Consider the following 21,985-nt stretch of genomic DNA (forward strand, 5'->3'; position numbering starts at 1 on the left):
ACTGGAGTATTACCAGCAAGCCCTTGCAATTATCAAACAGGTCGGCGATCGCTCTACAGAAGGGAAAACGCTCAACAATATTGGTTATACCCTGAATGCTCAGTCTCAAGCTGAAATAGCCATTCTTTTCTTTAAAGAATCCGTTAAGGTACGCGAATCGATTCGCAACGATCTAAAGAAACTCAGTCGAGAAGAACAGCAGTCTTTTACTAAAACCGTTGCCGATACCTATCGTACCCTTGCCGATCTTTTGCTCAAGCAAGGTCGTGTTACTGAAGCATTACAAGTTCTCGACTTACTCAAAATCCAAGAACTCGAAGACTATCTCAAAAATGTCAAAGGCAGCGATCGCACGGCAAAGGGAGTTGAACTTTTAGAGCCAGAAAAAGCGATTAGCGGTCAGCTTTTAGCTATTAGCTATGAGAAAATCCCAGAATTGAATCGCGATCTGGCAAACAAGATTCAGCAATTGCCAAAATCAGAAATTAATAAGGTTCCTGACTATTTACAAAAGTTGCCGCAAGGCGCAGTTTTAATCTATCCTCTGATTCTCGACGATCGTCTTGAAATTATCGTCTTCTCGGCAAATACCCTCCCCGTCAATCGCACGGTTGCGATTAAAAAAGCAGAATTTGAGAAACTGATCGCCGACTATCGCGCAGACCTGCGAGACTACACCTCTATTGATGTGAAAGACTCTAGTAAAAAGCTCTATGACATTCTGATTAAACCAATTGAAGCGGATCTAAAACTTGCCAAAGCTACCACGATTCTCTACGCACCCGATGGTAAGTTGCGCTACATTCCCCTTGCGGCGCTCTATGATGGCAAACAGTGGCTGGTGGAAAAATATCGCGTCAATAACTTGATTGCTTACAGTCTTTTCGATCCAGATAGTAAGCCTCAAGCAAATTTACGCATTTTCGCTGGTGCATTTGGCGGCAAAGGTGGTGAAACTCGCTTTCGTTTCAGTGGGCTACCTGCAACCATTTCCGAAGTCGATCGCATCGCGGCAATTTTTACGAATACGACAAAGCTGATCGAAGGGGAATTTACAGCAACTGCCACAAAATCAAAAGTTGTAGGACAGGCGATCGTGCATTTTGCTACGCACGCTCAGTTCAAATCGGGTAGCCCATTAGATTCCTACGTGTTGTTTGGTGATGGGAGTAAGGTGACGCTTGCCGAAATTAACGAATGGAATTTAAAAGACACCGATCTAGTCATTCTCAGTGCCTGTGAGACAGGATTAGGCGGTTCTGGGAATGGCGCAGAAATTCTCGGTTTTGGCTATCAGGTGCAAAGAGCAGGGGCTAAAGCTTCCATTGCCTCCCTCTGGACGGTCTCTGATGGCGGCACGCAGTTGTTGATGGAGTCATTTTATGGCAACTTACAAAAGGGAAATGTCAGTATGTCAACTTCGCTCAGGGAAGCACAGCTAACCATGATTCGCCGCCCCGTAAAGCAGGGAGAGATTAATTACAATCATCCCTATTACTGGTCAGCATTTGTCCTAATTGGAAATGGGTTGTAAAGAAAAAAGGAAACACCTCCATATGGAGGCGTTTCCTTTTTTTAATGAGAACTAGACCTTGGCTTCTTCGCGTACCAGCTTGTCCCAACCTAAGTCTTTAAGACTATTGTTGCGACGGAGCGGACGGGTTACTAGCTCTAGAATGTCACGGGCATTGCTAAAGCCATGAATTTGAGCGAAGGTAAATTCCACAGACCACTTGGTATTGATGCCGCGTGCTTCGAGTGGGTTCGCATGAGCCATACCCGTAATTACGAGATCGGGCTTGAGTTGGTGAATACGCTCAATTTGATTGTAGTTATCGGGCTTCTCTACAATCGTGGGATAGGGAACACCCATGTCATTACAGGTTTTTTGCAGAAGTTCTAACTCAGCCCCTTGATAGCGCTTATCCATATAGGGAATGCCAATCTCTTGAACGTGCATACCGCAACGGGTCAAAAAGCGAGCCAAAGAGACTTCCAATAGGTTGTCACCCATAAAGAATACCGACTTGCCACGAATTAACTGCAAGTAGTCTTCCATACTTTCCCAGATTTGCTGTTCCCGTTCTTCCAAGCCTTGAGGCGTGATGCCCATGACCGAGCAGATCTTCTCAATCCAAGCGCGAGTGCCATCAGGGCCGATGGGGAATGGCGCACCGATCAGCTTTGTCTTGCGACGACGCATCAGCGTTGTAGCAGTACGACTGAGGAAGGGATTCACGCCACAGGTGTAGTAGCCTTCTTCGATCGCTGGCAACTCCGTAAACCGTTTAGAAGGCAACCAGCCTGACACTTTAATCCCTTGTTTTTTGAGTTCTAAGGTCAGGTTAGTGACAACAGGATCGGGGAGCGAACCAAATAGAACCAGTGGCGTATGCTTCACATAGCCAGATTCATCGGCATCGACTTCTTCCTTTTTTTTGCCAAAATTAAGCAAAGAACTAATCGCAAGTCGCTCTTTCTTTTCGCCTTCTAGCGCTTTCTCTGGGCAACGCGCTGCCATGGCTGCGAGTACGGTATCTTCGCCCTGCGTAAACGCATAGTCGAGACCATTGGCACGCGCCACCACAACTGGAATTCCGATCTCAGCTTCCAATCGAGGCGCTAGACCTTCTAGATCCATTTTGATGATTTCAGTGGTGCAAGTCCCAATCCAGACAATGACGCTGGGGTTGCGATCGCGTTTGATTTGCAAGCACAAGCGCTTCAGTTCTTCATAGTCATTGAGTTGTGCGGAAATATCTCCTTCTTCTAGCTCAGCCATGGCATAGCGAGGCTCAGCAAAGATCATCACACCCATCGCATTTTGGAGAAAATAGCCGCAGGTCTTTGTGCCGATTACCAAAAAGAAGCTATCTTCAATTTTTTGATAAAGCCAAGCGACACAGCTAATTGGGCAAAAGGTATGATAGTTACCAGTTTCACACTCAAAGTTCAAAGCTTGAGGTTCAGCAGCAAGAGTCATAAGTTACTAGGTTATCAGTTATCAGTTATCAGTTATCAGTTGTCAGTTGTCAGTTGTCAGTTGTCAGTTATCGGAGATCTTGTTCCCTCCCCTTTGCAAGGGGAGGGCTAGGGTGGGGTAAATCTTATATCTAAATCAATTTTCCCTACACCATCATCAGGTCAAGTTCTTCAGACTTTTGGGGTGCGGCGGGGTTGAGGTAGAAATCAGAGAGTAGGGTAAATAGTTCGCGATCGGCGACATCCTTAGGAACGACACCTTCGGGCATGGCTAGAAGTTGATCGGCAATATTGAGATAGTAATCGCAGACATAGTTGAGGTCTGGATCGTTTTCTGCCATCTCAAATAGGGTTTTGCCCTTGACTCTAGAAACGCGAATGTCTTCAATTAGGGGCAAGATTTCCAAAACAGGCATGGGAACATTGTCAATGTACTTGTCGATCAAGTCGCGCTTGCTCGTGCGATTGCCGATCAAACCAGCCAACCGTAGCGAGTGAGTCCGTGCCTTTTCCCGTACCGAGGCAGCAATGCGATTGGCAGCGAATAAAGCATCAAAGCCGTTGTCCGTAACGATCAGGCAGTAATCAGCATAGTTGAGCGGTGCGGCAAAACCACCACAAACGACGTCGCCCAAAACATCAAACAGAATCACATCGTATTCGTCAAAAGCATTGAGTTCCTTGAGCAGTTTGACGGTCTCACCAACCACATAACCGCCACAGCCAGCACCCGCAGGAGGCCCACCTGCCTCTACACAATCCACACCACCATAGCCTTTGTAAATTACATCTTCGGGCCAGACATCTTCGTAGTGATAGTCTTTTTCGGCAAGGGTATCAATGATCGTAGGAATTAAGTAACCCGTTAGCGTGAAGGTGCTGTCATGCTTAGGATCGCAACCGATTTGCAAGACTTTTTTACCCCGTTTTGCTAAGGCAACGGAGATGTTGCAACTTGTGGTGGACTTACCAATACCACCTTTTCCGTAGACTGCTAATTTCACGTTGTATGCTCCAATGCTTCCTAAGTTGATCTGAATGAATTATTGACTATGCGCGGGTGAAAGAAAAGACTCTAGAAAATCAGATCTATCCCTAATTCAGTTTCCGAAGATTTATATAGCTCTTTGAAAAAGCCTAGCATCTTTGAATAGGGCTCAAGCCTGATAAATGCTTTTTTTAGAATTTTGTGTTTTAAATTATATAAAATATAAAACAAAAAACAAAAATATTGAAATCCATTCAGAATAAGCGGTTTAAGGATAAAGGCTTAAACTAGCTCAGACGATATTCCTTGCTTCTAGGCTTGCACCTAGATTGATGCCTGATTCACGGGATTTGGTAATCGTGAATTTTTTTATTACATGTTGTGAACCTTTTCATGAGTGATGGCTGCGATCGCTTTGTCTATCAAAATTCGAGCATGGCGATCGGGTATGGGCAATTGGGGATCGATAAACCCGAAATAATTCTGGAGAATTTTTGGGGAGTTGAAACGGGTTTGGAAAAGTATCTTCGCAGAAAATTCAGAAACAGAAAATTCCGAGGTCGTCTAACCAGTAAAAGCCCCTAAAAACATTAAAAATTTGAGAACAGCGACATTCAAGCGATCATCTAGTATGCTATCGGACGAATTGTCAGCAACTGGGACGATTGAATATGTCAAAGCTTCGCAACTACCAACATAGAGCTATCCAAGATATCTATGGCGAATGGCAGGCAGGCAGGCGACAAGTCCTATTGTCCATGCCTACAGGATCGGGGAAAACGCGCACATTTAGCGAGATCGTCAAGCATTTCTGCGATCGCGGCGAACAGTCCTTAGTGCTTGCCCACCGCGAAGAATTGCTGATGCAATCGCAAAAAACCTTAGAAAAAATTACGGGGCAACCCGTCGGCACGATCAAAGCAGGACAACCGCTCAATCTAGACCTACTGATCCAATGTGCTTCGGTGCAAACATTGGTCAAACGGCTAGAACAACGACAGTTTCAGCTACTAGATGTCAAGCTCGTAATTGTTGATGAGGCGCATCTATCGCTCGCCCCCAGTTATCTCAAAATTTTGACCTACTTTCCCGATGCTTACATTTTGGGAGTAACCGCCACGCCCTGCCGTTTGGATGGACAGGGTTTTCAAGAGGTGTATCAATCCTTGGTATTAGGTCCCGACACCCATGAATTGATTAGTTGGGGCTTTCTTGCCGACTATGATGTCTTGGCTCCAGAGAGCTTTTTGCCCCAAGAAGGCATCCGCATTACAGGGGGAGACTTTAATCAGGGAGATTTAGCCGAACAGATCGACAGACGCTATGTAGCAGGGCAAGCCGTCAGTACCTACCAGCAATATGCCCTAGGTCGGCAGTGCGTCACCTTTGCGATCAATATCGAGCATTCCAAAGCGATCGCCTTGGGTTATCAGGAAGCGGGAATTCCAGCGGAACACATTGATGGTGACACCCCCGCCAAAGACCGTCTTGCCACGCTCGATCGCTTTCGTAAAGGTGCTACCAAAGTTCTCACCAATGTCAATCTATTTACGGAAGGCTTCGATATGCCTGAAATCGAAGTCGTACAGCTTTGCCGTCCTACTCAGTCTGTGGCGCTACATCTACAGATGATTGGGCGGGGGCTGCGCCCCAAGAATGGGAACAAAGCCTTAATTCTCGATCATGCGGGGAATTGTCTGCGGCTAGGTGCGGCAAAAGCCATGCGCTACTGGTCGCTAGAGGGCATTGTCAACGAACCCTTTATCGAAGATTTTGTCGAGGAGGATTGGCCAGCGATCGCTGTTCCCGAAATGCCAGAAAAGCGCATCGTGGAAATTTTTGAAACGAATGTGGTCATGAGCCAAATTCCCAACACCAAGGAATTGGAAACCCATCTTGCCAATGCTTCGTACCGCGAGCCTCGCAGCCTCCGCCCCAATTCGCTGGCGAATCATAAGGAAATTCAAATGCCCGTGCTGCCCCGTACTGCCCCACGCCCAGTATTGCCCAGTTCGGCGGATGATGAGTTCTATCAGCAATCCTATAACGAGCGATCGCAGCTATATTCATCATCGCAGCTATCCAATGACGCTTCTCAAGGGTATTCCAGAACACCATCGAACTCCCCCCGCCGTCCATCCCAAAATTCACAGTCCCGCGAAGTCATCCGTCGCTCAGATCTAGGCTCGCCCGAATCTAGACCTCGTCAAGCCCCTCAGCGCCGCAGAGCTAAGCCTGTCCAACCCAGAAAATCAGGCATTGTCCGTCAGATCGGTAAAGCTGCTTTAGAATTAGCGACCCTGCTCGATAGCATTCTCGATTGGGTATGGAAGGTATGGTTTAAACCTGAGCCCAAGAAAAAGCGGCCGTCTGAGTACCCGCGATCGCGTCAGCCCCAACCAAGACAACGACAACCTGTCAAAAGGTAGAGTCGCTCTAGCACCAAGAATTAAGATAATGAGTTAGGCTATTTTTGGAACTTCCTAGCTTTCACAATTTTTCATGACAACTTCTACGATAACTTTGGCAGATGGCGCGATCGGATTGAATCTTTTAGAAACTGATACGATTCCCGCAGGGGGAAGCGATCCCACACAGTTCGACGGCAAAGAAGCATGGTATCCCATCTTTTACGTAGAGGATTTAGATAAAGCGAAACTGGCCACATTTACGCTTTTAGAGAGAGATTTGGTGATTTGGTGGGATAAACAGGCTCAAACTTGGCAGGTGTTCGCCGATCGCTGTCCCCATCGTCTTGCGCCTCTCTCTCAGGGTAGAATTACCGAAGCGGGCTTGCTAGAATGTCCCTATCACGGCTGGGCTTTTACTGGGGATGGTTCCTGCGATCGCATTCCCCAACAGCCCGAGCATGGCACAGCCCAAAAGTCTAAACGTGCCTGTGCCGAGACATTACCCAGCATAGTTCGACAGGGTTTGCTCTTTGTCTATGCAGGTCAGCCCGAGAATGCCTTGAAAACGAAGGTTCCTCTAGTTGAGCCACTGCTAGAGACGCCAGACGAGTGGGTCTGTCTCACAACATTCCGCGACTTGCCCTATGATGCGCTCACCCTGTTAGAGAACGTATTGGATTCCAGCCACCTTCCCTTTACTCATCATCGTTCCGTCGGCAATCGTGCCAATGCCAGTCCTGCCGATCTAGAGGTAGTAGCATCCAGTAAACAGGGATTTGTCGGTACTTGGGCAGAAGGCCCTCGGCGAGGAAAATTAGGAAGACAAGACACCACATTCGTCGCGCCCTCATTAATGTGGCACGATCTCACCTCTAAACAATTTGGTAGAACGCTCACAGTGGTCTACGCTACGCCGATCCGTAAAGGAGAATGTCGTTTGTTTGCAATATTTCCATTTAAGTTCTCTTCTAAAGTTCCAGCATTTTTCCTGAAACTCGCCCCCCGTTGGTATTCCCATACTAACCAGAATGCGATTTTGGAAGACGACCAAATCTTTTTGCACTTTCAAGAGCGTTATCTAGAGGCACAGGGAGGAAGCCCTAACTTCGCAAAAGCATTTTATCTGCCCACAGGAGCCGATCGCTTTGTCACAGAGTTGCGAACCTGGGTAAATCAATATCATGCCGATCCCTTTGCTGGGCAGACCTTGCCGCCTGCAATCCCCACAGAGAAGCTCTTAGATCGCTACCATTCCCATACGGTTAAATGTGCCAGTTGTAGCGCCGCACTCAAGAACATCCAAAGGCTCAAACTGGGTATGGCAATCTTGGGTGCGATCGCCTGGGCAAGTACTTCTCTATTTGCCTTCCTCCACACTCAACTTCCAACTCCCATTGGAGTTCTCCTCATCCTAGTAACGCTAGTTTCAGGAGCCGCATGGTACGGTCTGAGCAAGCTGGAAAGACGTTTTTATGATGGACAAGCGATCGCACCCCGTAACCTGCCCGAAAAAAACAAGAAATAAAAATACAGATTGTTTCTCTTGAAGCTTAGAATTTGGATCTTAGAATTGAACCTTAGAATAGGAGCTGGTTTATAGTAGTATTCGAGCCCATTGTAGGGTAGCCAAGAATTATCAAATCAAGATTTTCATAATGTCGGAAAGCCAAAATAGCTTTAGCGACCCATCCGTGACTGTTGCGATCGCGCGACGGGTCAAGCCTGAATGCATAGCGGAATTTGAAGCATTTCTGGTTGGTGTCACCACAGCCTGCGCGCAATTTCCCGGTCACTTGGGCAGCAATATTTTTCGTCCAGTCAATGCTGACGATCCTGAATATCGCATTATTCTTAAGTTCGATCGCCTCAGTAACTTACGCCATTGGGAAAACTCGGCGGAGCGCCAGCAATGGTTCGCCATAGCCGAACCCCTTACGATTAGCCCACCTCAGATTCAGGTGTTAAGCGGCTTAGAAACTTGGTTCACGCTTCCCGGCAAACCCACAATTACCCCTCCACCTCGCTATAAGATGGTTTTGGTGACTTGGCTGACTGTGTTCCCATTGATTACCATCATCTCGGTAACATTCCAGCAGCTATTGGTCTTATTGCCTCTCGTATTGCGCGTAGCAGTCATCACCGCGATCGCTGTTCCTACCATGACCTATCTCCTGATGCCGCAGATGACGAAGCTGTTTGCATCGTGGCTTTATCCACCTATAGAGCTTCCATTATCAACAACCTATACACCACCTGCGATCGCAGATGGCGGCGAACTTTCCCATCCCTTACCTGACCTACAATCTACCTACGCAGAGGAGAGAAAAGTTGCTATTTCCCTACCCCTAAACCCCTAACAAAAATCAATAGCTGCTGTCAGCAACACATATGCCCTGACATTTAATACCGTTACTGGCAGTGCGGCGGCAATGGGGACATAGGATTGGCTCGTCCTTCAGTTCGTTCTTCAGTTCGTTATTAAGCTCCCTAGCGGACTCATGATGATTGTGGGGTTGAAACTTCATAACTTTAAGGGTTGAAGGCTGCATTGTATATCTGGCGAATTCGGACAGCAGCCTAACGGGGTGCATGCCCTACTTTTCTGGAGGAACTGGCTTAATAGGTATAATTTTATCAACCCGAAAGCCAGTCAATGTAAAATCTTGAGGGATTTTTTCCGTTGGATAGGGTTCGATCTTGGCAAATTGTTGTTCGCCAGTCGATAACACCCCTAAAACACTAATGGGTACTTGCAAAAATAGGTTCGCAGCCGCAAATGCGATAGAGGCAATCAATAGCCCGACAAAACGAGATTGCGTGAGTACAGAAGATGCGATCGCAGTTAAGGGGGGCAATTGATATAGCCCATACAATATTCCCACCATCGCCAGTGCTGTTGCAGCGCTGAGGATTTGCTGTCTTGGTGTTTTAAATAAACTCAAGATCTGTCGTTGTTGGAAGGTGATTTTATCAGGCTTCATCGCTAAAACGAGAAGGCTGAAAATTTCAAAAGGACGAGCCCACTGCATCAAAAAAATAGGAAGAACTCCCACCCCTACCATGAGCAGAATTTCTAGCCACAGGATCGGTAAGCGATCGCTTACCGATAAACCAAACCAAACGATACCTAAAAAGACGGGAAAAGTAACAATTCCAGCTAAGTGAATCCACAAAAACGGTTCTGATTTAAAAGAAGACATACATGAAAAATCAATAAATTAAGGACTAGTAGTTATATCAATTTCAAGTGAATTTGCAACAAATCTGAATTTGAAAATGGTATTACCATTACGCTGATGCAAAAATGACTACTCGGTTACATCCTAACGCTTTAGTTGGATAGAGTTAGGACTATCTGATGCATAAATTAACATCTATAGCGATTCTTAATTGTTTGTGAACGTACTAGGGGTTTCCAGCCCTTGCAGGCGAGATGCCTGCGCTACAAATGAATACAACTCATTGAGGATTGCTATAGAGGTTTTGGAGTGATTCCAAATACCTCTGAAATTCCCTTGTATGCGTTCGTTATGTCGTGTGACAAAGCAAAGCTGCCTTCAATTTGAACGCCCCTGCTGCAAATGATTAGAGAAACCCTTAAGCTGGTGATGGGAATTGAACCTACGACCGGCTGATTACAAATCAGCTGCTCTACCACTGAGCTACACCAGCGCAAAACCTAGATGATAATTCTAGCAGAGGGCATATCAATTATCAAACAGAATATTTGCCATGGAAATTGACTATATTGCCTTATTTGTCTCAGATGTCAATCTCTCTGTGACATTTTATCGCGAGGTTTTGGGGTTTCAATTTGACAAGCCGATCGCGCAAGATGGGACTGAAGGGCTTAGCGGCAGCTTAAAAATTGGCATTTACGATCGGATCTGGCTAGCTAAATTATTTGGCGAAAATCAGGACTCTGCAATGAATAGCCATTCCTTTTTACTTTCCATGACCGCTGACCATTTAGAGACGATCTATCAGCATCTACTTCAATGCCAAACTCAAGGTCTAGTGCAAAACGTCAACCCACCCAAGATGATGCCTTGGGGACAGAAAATCATTTTTCTTACCGACCCAGATGGAAATTTACTGGAAATCGTGGAGAAGCGACCCAATTCTTGAGTTTGGCTCCGCTCAGTCACTGATAGTTCAGCAGCTAATGTAAGCCTTTTAATTGGCGCACGAGGTGGATAATTTCAGGCAAGATGAGCTGCTCGATCGCTAATTTCACCGCATTACTAGAGCCGGGCAATGAGAACACCAGCTTGCCTTGATAAATCCCTGCCTCAGAACGAGAAGCGATCGCCCTAGAACCAACCTCTTGCCAACTCAGATAGCGAAACATTTCACCAAACCCGGGCAGGGTCTTTTCTAATAAGCCTGCGATCGCATCGTAGGTTGTATCCCTAGGCGCGATCCCTGTTCCCCCATTCAAGATCACAGCATCAATTTCAGGGATTTGTGCCAACTCCAGCATATGTTGGCGAATTTGGTCTGGCTCATCCTTAACCAAGATATAGCTGCCGATTAAATGCCCTGCATTCAATAGCGATTGCTTAATAAAGTTCCCACTCTTATCTGTTTCGGGCGTGCGGGTGTCGCTGACAGTGATGACTGCACAGTTAACCTGATAGGTGGGCGGATCTGGACAAGGATTCGAGGGTTTCATTTTTTGTTAAATCCCATATCATTGGCTTCGGCATAGCGATCCATAAATCGCATAAATCGCTCCCACTCACTTTCGCCTTCCATTTTGTAGACGGCTTCAATGCCAGCGGGTTTGCCATTGATAAACTTAGCATTGACGTTGCGGGTAACCAACTCACCTTCTTCGTCGATCATAAACAAGCCTGTAATATCGGTTAAGCCACTGTTTGCAGAACTCGTACAGTTCGGCTCGTTAATAATGAATGTTGCCGTACTAGTACTGCCATCCTTAGAGCGGGTCAGCCTTACATCCGAAACTTCCTCATCTACACCACGCGCTAATTGAATTTTGGCTGTCATGTTAAACCTTTTTATTAAATTTATTTAACTTTAAGTATAGTGGGATACGTATTCATGTAACTGAGCCTATTGGCAGAATTTCTCGACGCAACGGGTAAAAATCTCTACACCTGTGCTCAGTGCGGTTTCATCAAAGTTAAACCGAGGGTGGTGGTGTGGATAGGCTAAATCTTTTTCAGGATTTGCCGAGCCTAAAAAGAAGTAGCATCCAGGCACAGCTTGCAAAAAGAACGACATATCTTCGCCACCCATGGTCTGGCATTCGGGCACAATTCCCGCTGGCGTTTCTACAACCGACTCTGCTACCGATCGCACTAACTCCGCGATCGCATGGTCGTTAATTACAGGTGGATAGAGCTTTTGATAGTCAAACTCATAGCTAGCCCCATGACTTTGGCACACCCCAGCAATAATTTGTTCGACTCGTTTGGGAATTAAATCGGCTAAAGCTGGGTTGAAATAGCGCACTGTGCCACTGATTCGCGCCTTATCGGCAATGATGTTGATAGCACTACCCGCGTGCAGTTCCCCAATGGTTACAACCGCAGCATCCAGCGGATTTACATTACGTGCAACGATTGTTTGCATGGCATTCACAATCTGAGCTGCGACTAAAATCGAGTCAACGGTCTGGTGCGGCATTGCACCGTGACCGCCTCTACCCAAAATGTGTAGGTGAAAAAATTCTACGGCTGCCATCAAAGCGCCTGCACGCACGCCCACTGTCCCAAGGGGAAGGTTATTCCAAAGGTGCAGTCCGATCGCCGCATCAACCTTAGGATTTTCTAGAATACCCGCTTCGATCATCGGTTTCGCGCCGCCAGGCCCTTCCTCAGCAGGCTGAAAGATGATTTTGACCGTGCCTGCAAAGCTGTGACGATGTTGCCAAAGATGATGGGCTGTCCCGAGGGCGATCGCCGTGTGTCCGTCATGACCGCAGGCATGCATCATGCCATCGATTTGCGATCGGTAGGAAACAATATTTTCTTCTTGGATGGGTAAAGCATCCATATCGGCTCGAATTGCCAGTACCTTGCCTTTGCCTTTTCCACCTCCTGCGATCGTGGCGACGATACCTGTTTGCGCAATACCTGTCTGATGGGGAATTCCCCATGCGGTGAGCTTATTGGCAACAAATTCTGCCGTGCGCTTTTCTTTAAAGCCCAACTCGGGCCATCGATGCAACTCGCGTCGCCACTGCACTAAGCTGGACTGCAACGCTAAAATTTCGGGTCGAATGCGAAATTCAGTAGAGGGGGGGAAATAGGGAAGAGAAGAGACCATGTTACCAATGAGTTCAGCGTTTTGTGTGAGCGATCGGGTAATTGTTTACTTTAGGGATTGTGAGCTTTTGTTTTCTTATTCTAAGCAATTTCAGTAATGGTATTAAAATACACAGTTCCTATAAATATTTCTGTAACAAATATGCTTGTCTAAAGATTTAGGATCTAGCGCCATGATGGATACTTAAATTCAGTTCTTAGTTCTTGAAATTTATGCCGTTAATTAAAGTTCAAACCTCAACTTCTGCACCAGCAAAGCCTGACTTAGATGCCCTGCTTAAAAAACTATCTGCGGCTTTAGCAAATCACTTAGGTAAGCCTGAATCTTATGTCATGGCAGCCTTTGAGCCAAATGTAGCAATGACCTTTGGTGGAACGCTAGAACCGACCTGTTATGTGGAGATCAAAAGCGTAGGTAGTATCACCGCACAGCAAACTAAGGCGATGAGTAAAGATTTTTGCCAACAGTTAGCTAAATCGCTGAGTGCCTCCGAAAACCGCATTTATATTGAATTTGCCGATGCCAAAGGTTATCTCTGGGGATGGAACGGTTCGACGTTCTAAAGCAAAAAGGATATTTAAGCCCAACCCAAAATCGTATAAGTCCAAAGACCGACAATTTCTCTGAGAGCATTGTTGGTCTTTCGTAATGCTTCAGCGTTGGGCAGAAAATCGAGGATCGCTGTCCAGCCTTTTTCATTGGTATTATTGACAACCCAAAAGTCGGTCGGTGCGGCGATCGCTTCGATCCCTAATCGTTTAAAAATCGCTAGCGATCGCGGCATATGTAACGCTGAAGTTACGAGTAGAATCCTATTGATCTTGCGGGATTGCAAAATTTGTTGAACATTGACGGCATTCTCTCTCGTATTTAATGAGGTCGAATCTTGGAGAATTGCTGAGGCTGGAACCCCTAAGAGTTGAGCGATTTCGGACATATCCTGAGATTCTGGGTTGCCACCTTCGCCATACCACTCGGCTCTGCCACCACTGACGATCAACCAAGGGGCTTTGCCCTGTTTCCAGAGTCTGGAGCCATGGATGATCCGATCGCCAGCTTCATTCACTTCATACCAAGGGCGTGGTGCGATCAGAGGCTTTGTGCCACCCCCCAGAACTACAATTGCATCGGCTTTAGGCAATTCGACCGGTGGTAGGTTTTGCCATTCTAGCGATCGCATCAAGGTATTCGCAAAAGCTTCGTTACTGCTAACTAACAACACCACTAAAGCCATCCCCACACAAATCATCGGAATTCGACTGGGTTTGCGACTGACAAAACCAAGCGCTCTTTTGAGCTTTCTGCGATCGCACCACAGGCTAATCAACGCAGCACCCAATAAAATTGAAATCAACCCTAAAGGTGCAAGAAACAGAGGCAAAATCTTGGACAGAACTAGCATGACTTTAGACGATAACCTTTACAGATCGGACTTGATTAACTAGGATATTCCCCTATTGCGGGCTAGTAAAAATTTCATGAGGGATCATGTTTGATCTTCTGACAAACATTCTGGTTTGGATTGTTGCCATTCCAATCTTGATCAATCTATTTAATATCATTCCCAAAGAGTGGTTTCGCTATATTGGGCTATTTATTTTTGGTGTAGTTCTCATTATTGGCTTTGTCAATCTCAGATTTGTCGATCAGCCCGTTCCTAAACTCGTTATCGATCTGTTCACGTTTCCCTTCACCGTTACGGGAATTATTTTACTCCTGTTGTTTTTTAATTTACTCAGACTCAAAAATCCCAAGTCTTATGTCAAAAGTGGAAAAGAAGTTGATAACAAAAATGCCCTCGCTAAACTTGAAAAAGTTAGTCTAGAGATTTTGATTGCTTTCATTATTTTTGCGATCGCCAGCAATAATGCCTTTTCTACCTTATTCATCAGCTATCTAGAGCAGCAAGGCGATAATGCAATGGAGCAATCGCAGAGACGGCAAGTTGTCAACCTCACCGAACAAGATCTCGCGGATATTAAACGGAATGTATTTGAAGTGATTGTCGTACTTGCCGATAACACTCCCTATGAGCCCAGTTTACTAGAGGCTGCAAGGGTTTGGCAGAATGCTATTCGCAAACCAATTATTCTGGTCAGTGGGGGCAAAGAGACTGGTCTCCCCGCTGGTTATCCCTGCGCCATTGCGCCTGAAAACCCACCCTTTCGTACTCGTGAAACCGTCAGAGATGAAATTGCCTCGCGTGCGGGAGTTACAAATATTGGACTTAAGTATGATGCGCGTTATGACGGATATTTTAGCGATCGCAAGGCGCCCACAGAGCCTTTAAACAAAGTTCCAATGACCGATGCTGATGATATGTGTGCCTTTCTGACTAGACTTCCAAACGCGATACCTCGATCTTCCATCCTAGTTGAAGCTAGTGGTCTGACCATCCGCAGTAGCGGAGAGGAAATCAAAAAGCTAGAAGAGAAAAAAATTATTGGTGTCGATCCTAAAACTCACGCCAAAATTTTGCTCCTAGCCACACCCCTAGAGGGTAGCCGTACTTTTTTATCCTTTCGGAATCAAGGCTTAAATGTTACTTTACGAACGATTTATCCCACTGAGACGGCCAGAAGAAATGCGGACGATCGACCTTGGCCACTCAAACCGAGTCTGCGCATTAAACCTGAATTTTTTCTCTTTAGTGCCGAGTCCTATCTACGTTCCGAGAGAGCTTGGAATGAATTTAAACAGCTCGTTGTATACACGCTCAGATTTTGGATGCAGCCACCTGTTACCGATCAACGTCCCTATCTGCCCACACCAACAGGTAAGGCAACATAAAGGGTTTCCACGATCTAAGTCCTAGTATCAAACACAAACACAAAAAGGGGGCAAGATAAACTTACTCCCTTTTTGTTTCTTGAAGATTTATATAGAGGTTACGAATTAATTCACAGCTTGGGCTGCCAAAAGTTGCTGCTTGAACTTCTCAAGTTCGTTAGCCCAACGGGGATCGGGTTGGTGTGCTTCGAGAGAGGTTGAAGAGGAAGAGGTTGAAGCAGTGCGACCACCACCTGAGCGCTTAGACTTGCTGCGCTTGCTAGCAGCAGTCTTGGGGGTAGGAGCAGGAACAGTTGAGACGGCTACGCTTGGTGTACCTTCAGCATCGGGAGGTGACTCTTCACCACCTTCGCCATCTTCTGACTTACCTTTGCTGCGGGGAAGTGCTTTCTCAAGTTTTAGGACGGCTCCATTAAAGTCAAAGCCGTTAAACTTTTCGATTACGGTGTCTGCTAGTTCGGGCGTGCCAACGGTCACAAAGCCGAACCCACGACATCTACCTGTTTTGCGATCGGTAATTACTTTTAAGGAAACCGAATCACCGGATTCATTAAAAATCTTTTCTAACGCTTGACGATCTAATTCGGATGGCAAGTTGCCAACATAAAGACGAATGGACATGATACTGAGAAACCTCTATATTTTGAAATCTTCAAGAGTTGGGTTGCAGCAGCAATGACTAAAAAGACTTGTGCACTTAAAACTTAAAATCGAATGTGCTGCGTGTTGTATAACATTTAACTTTTTTTGACGTTTTCACGCCACCTATCAAAATACCATACAATGATTTGCTTGTTTATGGCAATGAAAATTTAAGCAGGGTAAACGTTTCAAAAATGCTGGGGTGGCTTTAAATAATTGGGCATACATAACGGCGAGATTTGAACCGATCTAGCCAGCAAACCCTTTAAATTTCAACAGCTTGGAACTTGAGTGCCGTATAAGCAGTCTGAAGGCTAAATTCAAGTACTTATCAATCACAGTCACTTAAAACGCAATGCGCTCTTCACAATTGTTAAGGATGGCGATCGCCTCAATTCCCGTACATATTCTCTGGATTGCCGCATGGACGGCTACCCCTGCGATCGCCAGACCCATAACCAACCTTTACACCCCAATCGCTCAAAATACGAGCCAAAATGCCTATGAAGCTGAACTTTTGCGGCTAACCAATCTAGAGAGACAGAAGGTCGGTTTAGCACCGCTCAAGCTATCTTCACAATTAAGAAAAGCAGCTCAAAATCATGCGATTGATATGGCAAAAAACAATTACTTTAGTCATACAGGTCGTAATGGTTCCAGTATGACAAGTCGAATTAAAGCCACAGGGTATACCTACAGTTTTATAGGCGAGAACATTGCTGCGGGCGGACAAAATCCCACGGACACCCTTCAACAATGGATGAATAGTGCGGGACATCGCGCTAACATTCTCAATCCTAGGTTTACAGAAATTGGGTTTGGCTACGCCAGTGCTCCAGACTCTCGCTATCGGTATTACTGGGTACAGGTATTTGCGACGCCTCGTCGTTAAGGTTTGAGGAATTCGGGGTTGGTTGTGGAGGGGGAGTTTTGGAAAATGCAGAGGTTATTTCCTTGAACTTTTTAACCCACAGAAGCATTCTTCATATCCCACACAGGATTTGCTTTGCCTTCAGTATTTATTCACTTTTTGGTATTGGCTTGCAAAAGGTTCAGTTTTTCTTGAGCTTCCGGCCAGCCGGGTCTGAGTTCGATCGCAGCCTGTAGGCATGCGATCGCTTCTTCTTTGCGATCGAGTCCTATCAAGACTAACCCTAAGTTGAAATAAACTTGATCGAATCGGGGATCGATATCCAAAGCTTCTTGGTAAGAGATCAACGCGTCCCGCAGATTGCCTTGCTGCACAAACACATTGCCCAAATTGCAATGGGCATCGGCATAATCAGGTTGGGCAGTGATGGCTTGGTGAAAGTGATCGATCGCGCGATCGAATTGCCCTAATTGCAAACAAGCAATTCCCAAATCGTTATAGTCTTTTGCACCGATTAAATCGATATCTGCTGCCGTTGCTTGGGCATAAACCTCCGCTGCTGCCTCTGTATTCCCTTGAGCGATAAAAATTGCAGTGAGTGCACGATAGGCTTTTGTGTTGAGCGGCTCTAGACTTACCGCGTGTTGATAGCTACTGATTGCTTCCTCTAGCTTTCCTCTAGTTTGTAGTGTATCGCCTAAATTTAAATGGGACTCTGGTGTGAAAGCTTTGGGTTCAAGTTCTAGGGCAATTTGATAATGTGCGATCGCGAGTTCCTGCCATCCTTGCTGTTGATAGGCATTCCCGATCGTGATATGGGCAATGGTCAGTTCGGGATTTAGCTGAATCGCTTTTTCTAAACTAGAAATCGCCTCTAGAATATTGCCTTTCGCCAAATAGGTTTCGCCAGCTTTGACATGGGCGATCGCTGTTTGACCATCGACCTGATGAATATGTTTGGAATTGCTATCTAAATCATCTGTCGCCATAGGTTCCATCCATTTTTAGTTCTGCAATGCTCTAGAGAATAGCCTAGATTGATTTCCTCTTCTTTTTTTCTACAAGCTTCTTTTTTCTTTCTATACGCTTGTTTATAAGTGTTGCTAATTTTAATGACCTTTGCGACAGATCGAGATTCTAAGTTCTGCTTCCTAAGTTATGGCAGTGGTGGCTAAAAAATAGAGGTCTCAGTTTTTTGAAAATGGGATGAATTGAAGAGCTGGTCTAGCGATCGCTACTTACCACCTTAATGTAATCTTAATCACAAAAATATGGATTTTCGTGCAGCAAGAGGAGCAATTCCTGATAGGGTAAATCTTAAGCCAAAAACAAGCAAATTTTAAGATTTTAGTTAAGCTGGAAGCGGAATTTTCATGAAAGTACTAGTAATTGGTGGTGACGGTTACTGTGGCTGGGCTACGGCTTTACATTTAGCAAATAAAGGTTACGAAGTCGGCATCGTCGATAACTTGATTCGGCGCTACTGGGACAGCGAGTTAGGGGTAGACACACTTACCCCGATCGCCTCGATTCAAAAGCGGATCGCCCATTGGCAAGATCTCACAGGTAAAAAGATCGACCTATTTATTGGGGATATTACCAAATACGATTTCTTGCAAGATGCCTTCGCGAAGTTTGAACCCTCCGCAGTAGTGCACTTTGGCGAACAGCGATCGGCTCCTTTCTCTATGATCGATCGCGAACATGCCGTGCTTACGCAGGTGAATAATGTGGTGGGTACGCTCAATATTCTTTACGCGATCAAAGAGCATTGCCCGGAATGTCATCTGGTCAAATTGGGCACGATGGGCGAATATGGCACCCCTAACATTGACATCGAAGAAGGCTATATCACGATCGAGCACAACGGTCGCAAAGATACCCTGCCCTATCCTAAACAGCCAGGCAGTTTTTACCACGTTAGTAAATGTCAGGATTCACTTAATATTCACTTTGCTTGCCGTGTTTGGGGACTAAGAGCAACGGACTTAAATCAGGGCGTTGTCTATGGGGTTCTCACCGAAGAAACAGGTATGGATGAACTCTTGATTAACCGACTAGATTACGATGGCGTTTTTGGCACGGCTTTAAATCGTTTCTGCATTCAAGCGGCGATCGGGCATCCACTCACGGTCTATGGTAAAGGCGGTCAGACACGCGGATTTTTAGATATTCGCGATACGGTGCGTTGTATTGAAATTGCGATCGCTAACCCCGCCGAACAGGGCAAATTGCGCGTATTTAACCAATTTACCGAAATGTTCTCCGTACTTGACCTCGCCCATATGGTGCAAAAAGCTGGTCAAACCATGGGTATCAAGGTAGAAATCGATCACCTCGATAATCCTCGCGTAGAGCTGGAAGAGCATTATTTCAATGCCAAGAATACGAATCTGCTTGACCTTGGCTTACAACCGCATTTCCTGTCTGATGCCTTATTGGATTCGTTGTTAAATTTTGCCGTGAAATATCGCGATCGCATCGATCTAACTCAAATCCTACCCAAGGTATCTTGGCGCAGATAATTAGCTTTAGATCGTTTTTGCAATGAAAGCCGCTATACTCCATGCTTCTAGGGTATAGCATTATACTTATATATATTTAGAGGGGACTATACTTTTTTAAGAAATCTAGGGTGTGTTCCTCCCTAGTCATTATTGCTAGTGCTAGTTGCTTCTAGGCACTGAAATATCACTAGTTTGCTAGGCATAAAACGCCTTTCGACGCCATCGACAAATATCAAACAAGAAACAGCGGTAATGCCAAAGATATTACTAGTCGAAGACAATGAAATGAACCGAGATATGCTCTCGCGTCGCTTAGAACGCAAAGGGTTTCAAATCGTTGTTGCCTTGGATGGTGCAGAAGGTGTGACCATGGCTCAAACGGAAAATCCTGACTTAATTTTGATGGATATGAGTTTGCCCGTTTTAGATGGTTGGCAAGCAACGCAGCAGCTCAAATCGATGCCCTCAACCCAAACAATTCCGATCATCGGCTTTTCTGCCCATGCCATGGCAGGCGATCGCGAAAAAGGCATCAATGCTGGATGTGATGACTACGACACGAAACCTGTAGAGTTCGCACGGCTTTTAGGCAAAATCCAAGCTTTACTAACAAAATATGTCACCAACTAAGGATTTTGTTCTACTGATCGTTGATGACAATGAGATGAACCGCGATCTACTAGAGCGTCATCTTAAACACCAAGGGTATGGCAAAACTCGGATGGCAGTAGATGGTCAGCAGGCGATCGAAATTCTCAATGCCGAGAAGATCGATCTCGTGCTCCTAGACATTATGATGCCTGTGATCAATGGCTATGAAGTGCTTGAATACCTCAAAGCCGATCTTCATTTGCGACATATCCCCGTGATCATGATCTCAGCCCTCGATGAAGTCGATCGCATAGCAGCTTGTATAGAGCTTGGCGCTGAAGATTATCTAACCAAACCCTACAATCGCACTATTCTCAAAGCCCGTATCAGTGCTAGCTTAGAAAAAAAGTGCTTGCGCGATCAAGAGACCTTCAATCGCCTAAAACTCGAAGAAGCCTATAAGGAACTTGGAGAAGCCTATAAGGAACTCGAAGAGGTCAAAAATAAGCTTGAGCTGATGACGCGACAAGATGGACTGACAGGTATTGCCAATCGCAGCTACTTCGATCGGACCCTCATTCGTGAGTGGAAAACTTCGGTGCGCAATCAAGAATTTTTTTCGTTGATTATCTTTGATATTGACTTTTTTAAGCAGTTCAACGACACCTATGGACACTTGGTTGGGGATGAATGCTTGCGGAAAGTGGCGATGGTTGCAGAAAGGACGATCTGTCGTCCTAGGGATGTAGCAGCGCGTTATGGGGGCGAGGAGTTTGCTGTGATCTTGCCTGATACCAGTGCTGACGGTGCTATGCTCATAGCACAGAAATTATGTGATAGTGTTGAGGCTCTGGAAATTCCTCATGCTTTGTCTAAAGTGAGCAAGTACGTCACGATTAGTATTGGGGTAACCACAAATATTGCATACCAAACATCATCATCCGATCAAATGATTGGCAATGCCGATAAAGCCCTCTATCAAGCTAAGCGAGAAGGACGAAATCGCGTCGTCGTTTGCTCAGATCAACCTTTGGTGATTCGAGAGTTGGCCTAACGAGGCGATGTCATGCCTACAGGTTGGCGATCGCTTGAGCCTACTGAGCCTGCAATTGCTCAGAGAAACACTAAACATAGTCCAATTGCTACAGGGGAAGCACGCTATCTATGGGAAATAGGGATATTAATGTCTTAATTGTTGATGACAATGAGATGAATCGTGAAACGCTCGCGCGTCGCTTAAAAAACGAGGGTTTCAATTTTTCGATGGCTGTGAATGGACGAGAAGCTTTAGAAATGGCAAAATCGCGGCGATATGACTTGATTTTGCTGGATATTATGATGCCTGAAATAGATGGATACACCGTACTCTCTAGACTCAAGTCTAACGAAGCTATGAGTGGAATTCCCGTGATCATGATCTCAGCGATCGAGGAGATGGAAAGTGTGATGAAATGCATGGAACTCGGTGCAGATGACTATCTCACCAAACCCTTTGAGCCCGTTTTATTGAAAGCAGCGATCGCGCGGTGTATTCCCAAAGACACGAATTCGGTGCCAGAGACTCCTCTCCCTAGTCGGGTGGGTACGTTCAAGACAACACTCCAGTTAGACAGCCCACCGCCTTCAGATCGGTTTGAACTACCTGAAGAGACAACCAAAGGTAGACCGACCGATCAGTTGACCGTTGAAGAAGTCGTGTTTCGGATTCTCAACTCAGGTAAGATTAGCCGTAAAGGGTATCTATATCTCAGTAAGGCTCTATACAACTCGATTTTTTCTAATCGCACCTTCAGCGAACAGCAAAACTCCCAAATTTCTCATGTTTTTGACTGCATTGCCAAAGGTCGCATCCAAATTGTTGATTAGACCATGAGCGCCTAAAGATCGCATAGAGATCGTGGATAAT

The 21,985-nt window shown here is 45.6% G+C and carries 22 protein-coding genes and 1 tRNA gene; 12 read left to right on the forward strand and 11 right to left on the reverse strand.

Features of this window, described 5'->3' with window-relative positions; all coding sequences use genetic code 11:
- Nucleotides 1-1,534, forward strand: a 1,534-nt coding sequence (locus tag V2H45_RS06270) for a CHAT domain-containing protein (RefSeq protein WP_330482766.1), incomplete at its 5' end; no start/stop codon positions are given.
- 51 nt (nt 1,535-1,585) lie between these two features.
- Here V2H45_RS06270 and V2H45_RS06275 read toward each other — a convergent pair.
- Both V2H45_RS06275 and bchL read right to left on the reverse strand, forming a co-directional pair.
- A complete protein-coding gene (locus V2H45_RS06275; protein WP_330482767.1) occupies nt 1,586-2,983 on the reverse strand; it encodes a ferredoxin:protochlorophyllide reductase (ATP-dependent) subunit N in 1,398 nt (465 codons plus the stop codon).
- Between the two features lie 145 nt (nt 2,984-3,128).
- Nucleotides 3,129-3,986 (reverse strand): ferredoxin:protochlorophyllide reductase (ATP-dependent) iron-sulfur ATP-binding protein, encoded by an 858-nt coding sequence (bchL, locus tag V2H45_RS06280; protein ID WP_330482768.1) that lies wholly within the window; start codon nt 3,984-3,986, stop codon nt 3,129-3,131.
- Nucleotides 3,987-4,641: 655 nt separating this feature from the next.
- On the opposite strand from bchL, the gene V2H45_RS06285 reads away from it, so the two are divergent.
- The 3 genes from V2H45_RS06285 to V2H45_RS06295 all read left to right on the forward strand — a co-directional run bounded on the left by V2H45_RS06285 (nt 4,642) and on the right by V2H45_RS06295 (nt 8,738).
- Complete coding sequence (locus tag V2H45_RS06285; RefSeq protein ID WP_330482769.1) at nt 4,642-6,399, forward strand: DEAD/DEAH box helicase; 1,758 nt, start codon at nt 4,642-4,644, stop codon at nt 6,397-6,399.
- 73 nt (nt 6,400-6,472) lie between these two features.
- Nucleotides 6,473-7,906, forward strand: coding sequence for an aromatic ring-hydroxylating dioxygenase subunit alpha (locus V2H45_RS06290; protein WP_330482770.1), 1,434 nt, complete (start codon nt 6,473-6,475; stop codon nt 7,904-7,906).
- Nucleotides 7,907-8,036: 130 nt separating this feature from the next.
- Nucleotides 8,037-8,738 carry an antibiotic biosynthesis monooxygenase gene (locus V2H45_RS06295; protein WP_330482771.1) on the forward strand — a complete coding sequence of 234 codons (702 nt, stop codon included), beginning with the start codon at nt 8,037-8,039 and terminating at the stop codon, nt 8,736-8,738.
- A 6-nt stretch (nt 8,739-8,744) separates the two neighbouring features.
- On the opposite strand, the gene V2H45_RS06300 is transcribed toward V2H45_RS06295, so the two are convergent.
- The 3 genes from V2H45_RS06300 to V2H45_RS06310 form a co-directional block, all read right to left on the reverse strand.
- Nucleotides 8,745-8,906, reverse strand: a complete 162-nt coding sequence (locus V2H45_RS06300; protein WP_330482772.1) for a hypothetical protein — start codon at nt 8,904-8,906, stop codon at nt 8,745-8,747.
- Nucleotides 8,907-8,975: 69 nt separating this feature from the next.
- On the reverse strand, nt 8,976-9,581 hold the full coding sequence (locus V2H45_RS06305; protein ID WP_330482773.1) for a low-complexity tail membrane protein: 606 nt from the start codon (nt 9,579-9,581) through the stop codon (nt 8,976-8,978).
- Nucleotides 9,582-9,981: 400 nt separating this feature from the next.
- Nucleotides 9,982-10,053 (reverse strand) — tRNA-Thr (locus tag V2H45_RS06310).
- A gap of 60 nt (nt 10,054-10,113) precedes the next feature.
- Here V2H45_RS06310 and V2H45_RS06315 point away from each other — a divergent pair.
- Nucleotides 10,114-10,509 (forward strand): VOC family protein, encoded by a 396-nt coding sequence (locus tag V2H45_RS06315; RefSeq protein WP_330482774.1) that lies wholly within the window; start codon nt 10,114-10,116, stop codon nt 10,507-10,509.
- Nucleotides 10,510-10,543: 34 nt separating this feature from the next.
- Here V2H45_RS06315 and V2H45_RS06320 read toward each other — a convergent pair whose 3' ends face one another.
- The 3 genes from V2H45_RS06320 to V2H45_RS06330 form a co-directional block, all read right to left on the reverse strand.
- A complete protein-coding gene (locus V2H45_RS06320) occupies nt 10,544-11,056 on the reverse strand; it encodes a MogA/MoaB family molybdenum cofactor biosynthesis protein (protein ID WP_330482775.1) in 513 nt (170 codons plus the stop codon).
- Nucleotides 11,053-11,394 (reverse strand): photosystem II reaction center protein Psb28, encoded by a 342-nt coding sequence (gene psb28 / locus V2H45_RS06325; protein WP_330482776.1) that lies wholly within the window; start codon nt 11,392-11,394, stop codon nt 11,053-11,055. Before psb28 ends, V2H45_RS06320 begins: the two co-directional genes overlap by 4 nt.
- 66 nt (nt 11,395-11,460) lie before the next feature.
- On the reverse strand, nt 11,461-12,678 hold the full coding sequence (locus V2H45_RS06330; RefSeq protein WP_330482777.1) for a M20 metallopeptidase family protein: 1,218 nt from the start codon (nt 12,676-12,678) through the stop codon (nt 11,461-11,463).
- A 212-nt stretch (nt 12,679-12,890) separates the two neighbouring features.
- Here V2H45_RS06330 and V2H45_RS06335 point away from each other — a divergent pair, with 212 nt between their 5' ends.
- The gene (locus V2H45_RS06335) at nt 12,891-13,241 is read left to right on the forward strand and encodes a phenylpyruvate tautomerase MIF-related protein (protein WP_330482778.1); all 351 of its coding nucleotides are present in this window, start codon (nt 12,891-12,893) and stop codon (nt 13,239-13,241) included.
- Nucleotides 13,242-13,255: 14 nt separating this feature from the next.
- Here V2H45_RS06335 and V2H45_RS06340 read toward each other — a convergent pair whose 3' ends face one another.
- A complete protein-coding gene (locus V2H45_RS06340; protein ID WP_330482779.1) occupies nt 13,256-14,080 on the reverse strand; it encodes a YdcF family protein in 825 nt (274 codons plus the stop codon).
- An 86-nt stretch (nt 14,081-14,166) separates the two neighbouring features.
- Between V2H45_RS06340 and V2H45_RS06345 the strand changes: the two genes are divergently transcribed.
- Nucleotides 14,167-15,468, forward strand: coding sequence for a hypothetical protein (locus tag V2H45_RS06345; protein ID WP_330482780.1), 1,302 nt, complete (start codon nt 14,167-14,169; stop codon nt 15,466-15,468).
- A gap of 105 nt (nt 15,469-15,573) precedes the next feature.
- Here V2H45_RS06345 and V2H45_RS06350 read toward each other — a convergent pair whose 3' ends face one another.
- The gene (locus V2H45_RS06350; protein WP_330482781.1) at nt 15,574-16,089 is read right to left on the reverse strand and encodes an RNA recognition motif domain-containing protein; all 516 of its coding nucleotides are present in this window, start codon (nt 16,087-16,089) and stop codon (nt 15,574-15,576) included.
- A gap of 376 nt (nt 16,090-16,465) precedes the next feature.
- On the opposite strand from V2H45_RS06350, the gene V2H45_RS06355 reads away from it, so the two are divergent.
- Nucleotides 16,466-17,002: a CAP domain-containing protein gene (locus tag V2H45_RS06355; protein WP_330482782.1), complete on the forward strand. Its 537-nt coding sequence runs from the start codon at nt 16,466-16,468 to the stop codon at nt 17,000-17,002.
- A gap of 131 nt (nt 17,003-17,133) precedes the next feature.
- Here V2H45_RS06355 and V2H45_RS06360 read toward each other — a convergent pair whose 3' ends face one another.
- Nucleotides 17,134-17,970 carry a tetratricopeptide repeat protein gene (locus V2H45_RS06360; protein ID WP_330482783.1) on the reverse strand — a complete coding sequence of 279 codons (837 nt, stop codon included), beginning with the start codon at nt 17,968-17,970 and terminating at the stop codon, nt 17,134-17,136.
- A 384-nt stretch (nt 17,971-18,354) separates the two neighbouring features.
- On the opposite strand from V2H45_RS06360, the gene V2H45_RS06365 reads away from it, so the two are divergent.
- From V2H45_RS06365 to V2H45_RS06380, 4 genes are all read left to right on the forward strand, one after another.
- Nucleotides 18,355-19,506 (forward strand): NAD-dependent epimerase/dehydratase family protein, encoded by a 1,152-nt coding sequence (locus V2H45_RS06365; protein ID WP_330482784.1) that lies wholly within the window; start codon nt 18,355-18,357, stop codon nt 19,504-19,506.
- 234 nt (nt 19,507-19,740) lie between these two features.
- Nucleotides 19,741-20,118 (forward strand): response regulator, encoded by a 378-nt coding sequence (locus V2H45_RS06370; RefSeq protein ID WP_330482785.1) that lies wholly within the window; start codon nt 19,741-19,743, stop codon nt 20,116-20,118.
- Nucleotides 20,105-21,133 carry a diguanylate cyclase gene (locus V2H45_RS06375; protein ID WP_330482786.1) on the forward strand — a complete coding sequence of 343 codons (1,029 nt, stop codon included), beginning with the start codon at nt 20,105-20,107 and terminating at the stop codon, nt 21,131-21,133. The genes V2H45_RS06370 and V2H45_RS06375 overlap by 14 nt, the downstream gene beginning before the upstream one ends.
- Before the next feature lie 110 nt (nt 21,134-21,243).
- Nucleotides 21,244-21,945: a response regulator gene (locus tag V2H45_RS06380; RefSeq protein WP_330482787.1), complete on the forward strand. Its 702-nt coding sequence runs from the start codon at nt 21,244-21,246 to the stop codon at nt 21,943-21,945.
- The last annotated feature ends 40 nt before the right edge of the window (nt 21,946-21,985 follow it).

Origin of the sequence: Tumidithrix elongata BACA0141 (assembly GCF_036349135.1) — a bacterium.
GTDB classification, from domain to species: domain Bacteria; phylum Cyanobacteriota; class Cyanobacteriia; order Pseudanabaenales; family Pseudanabaenaceae; genus Tumidithrix; species Tumidithrix elongata.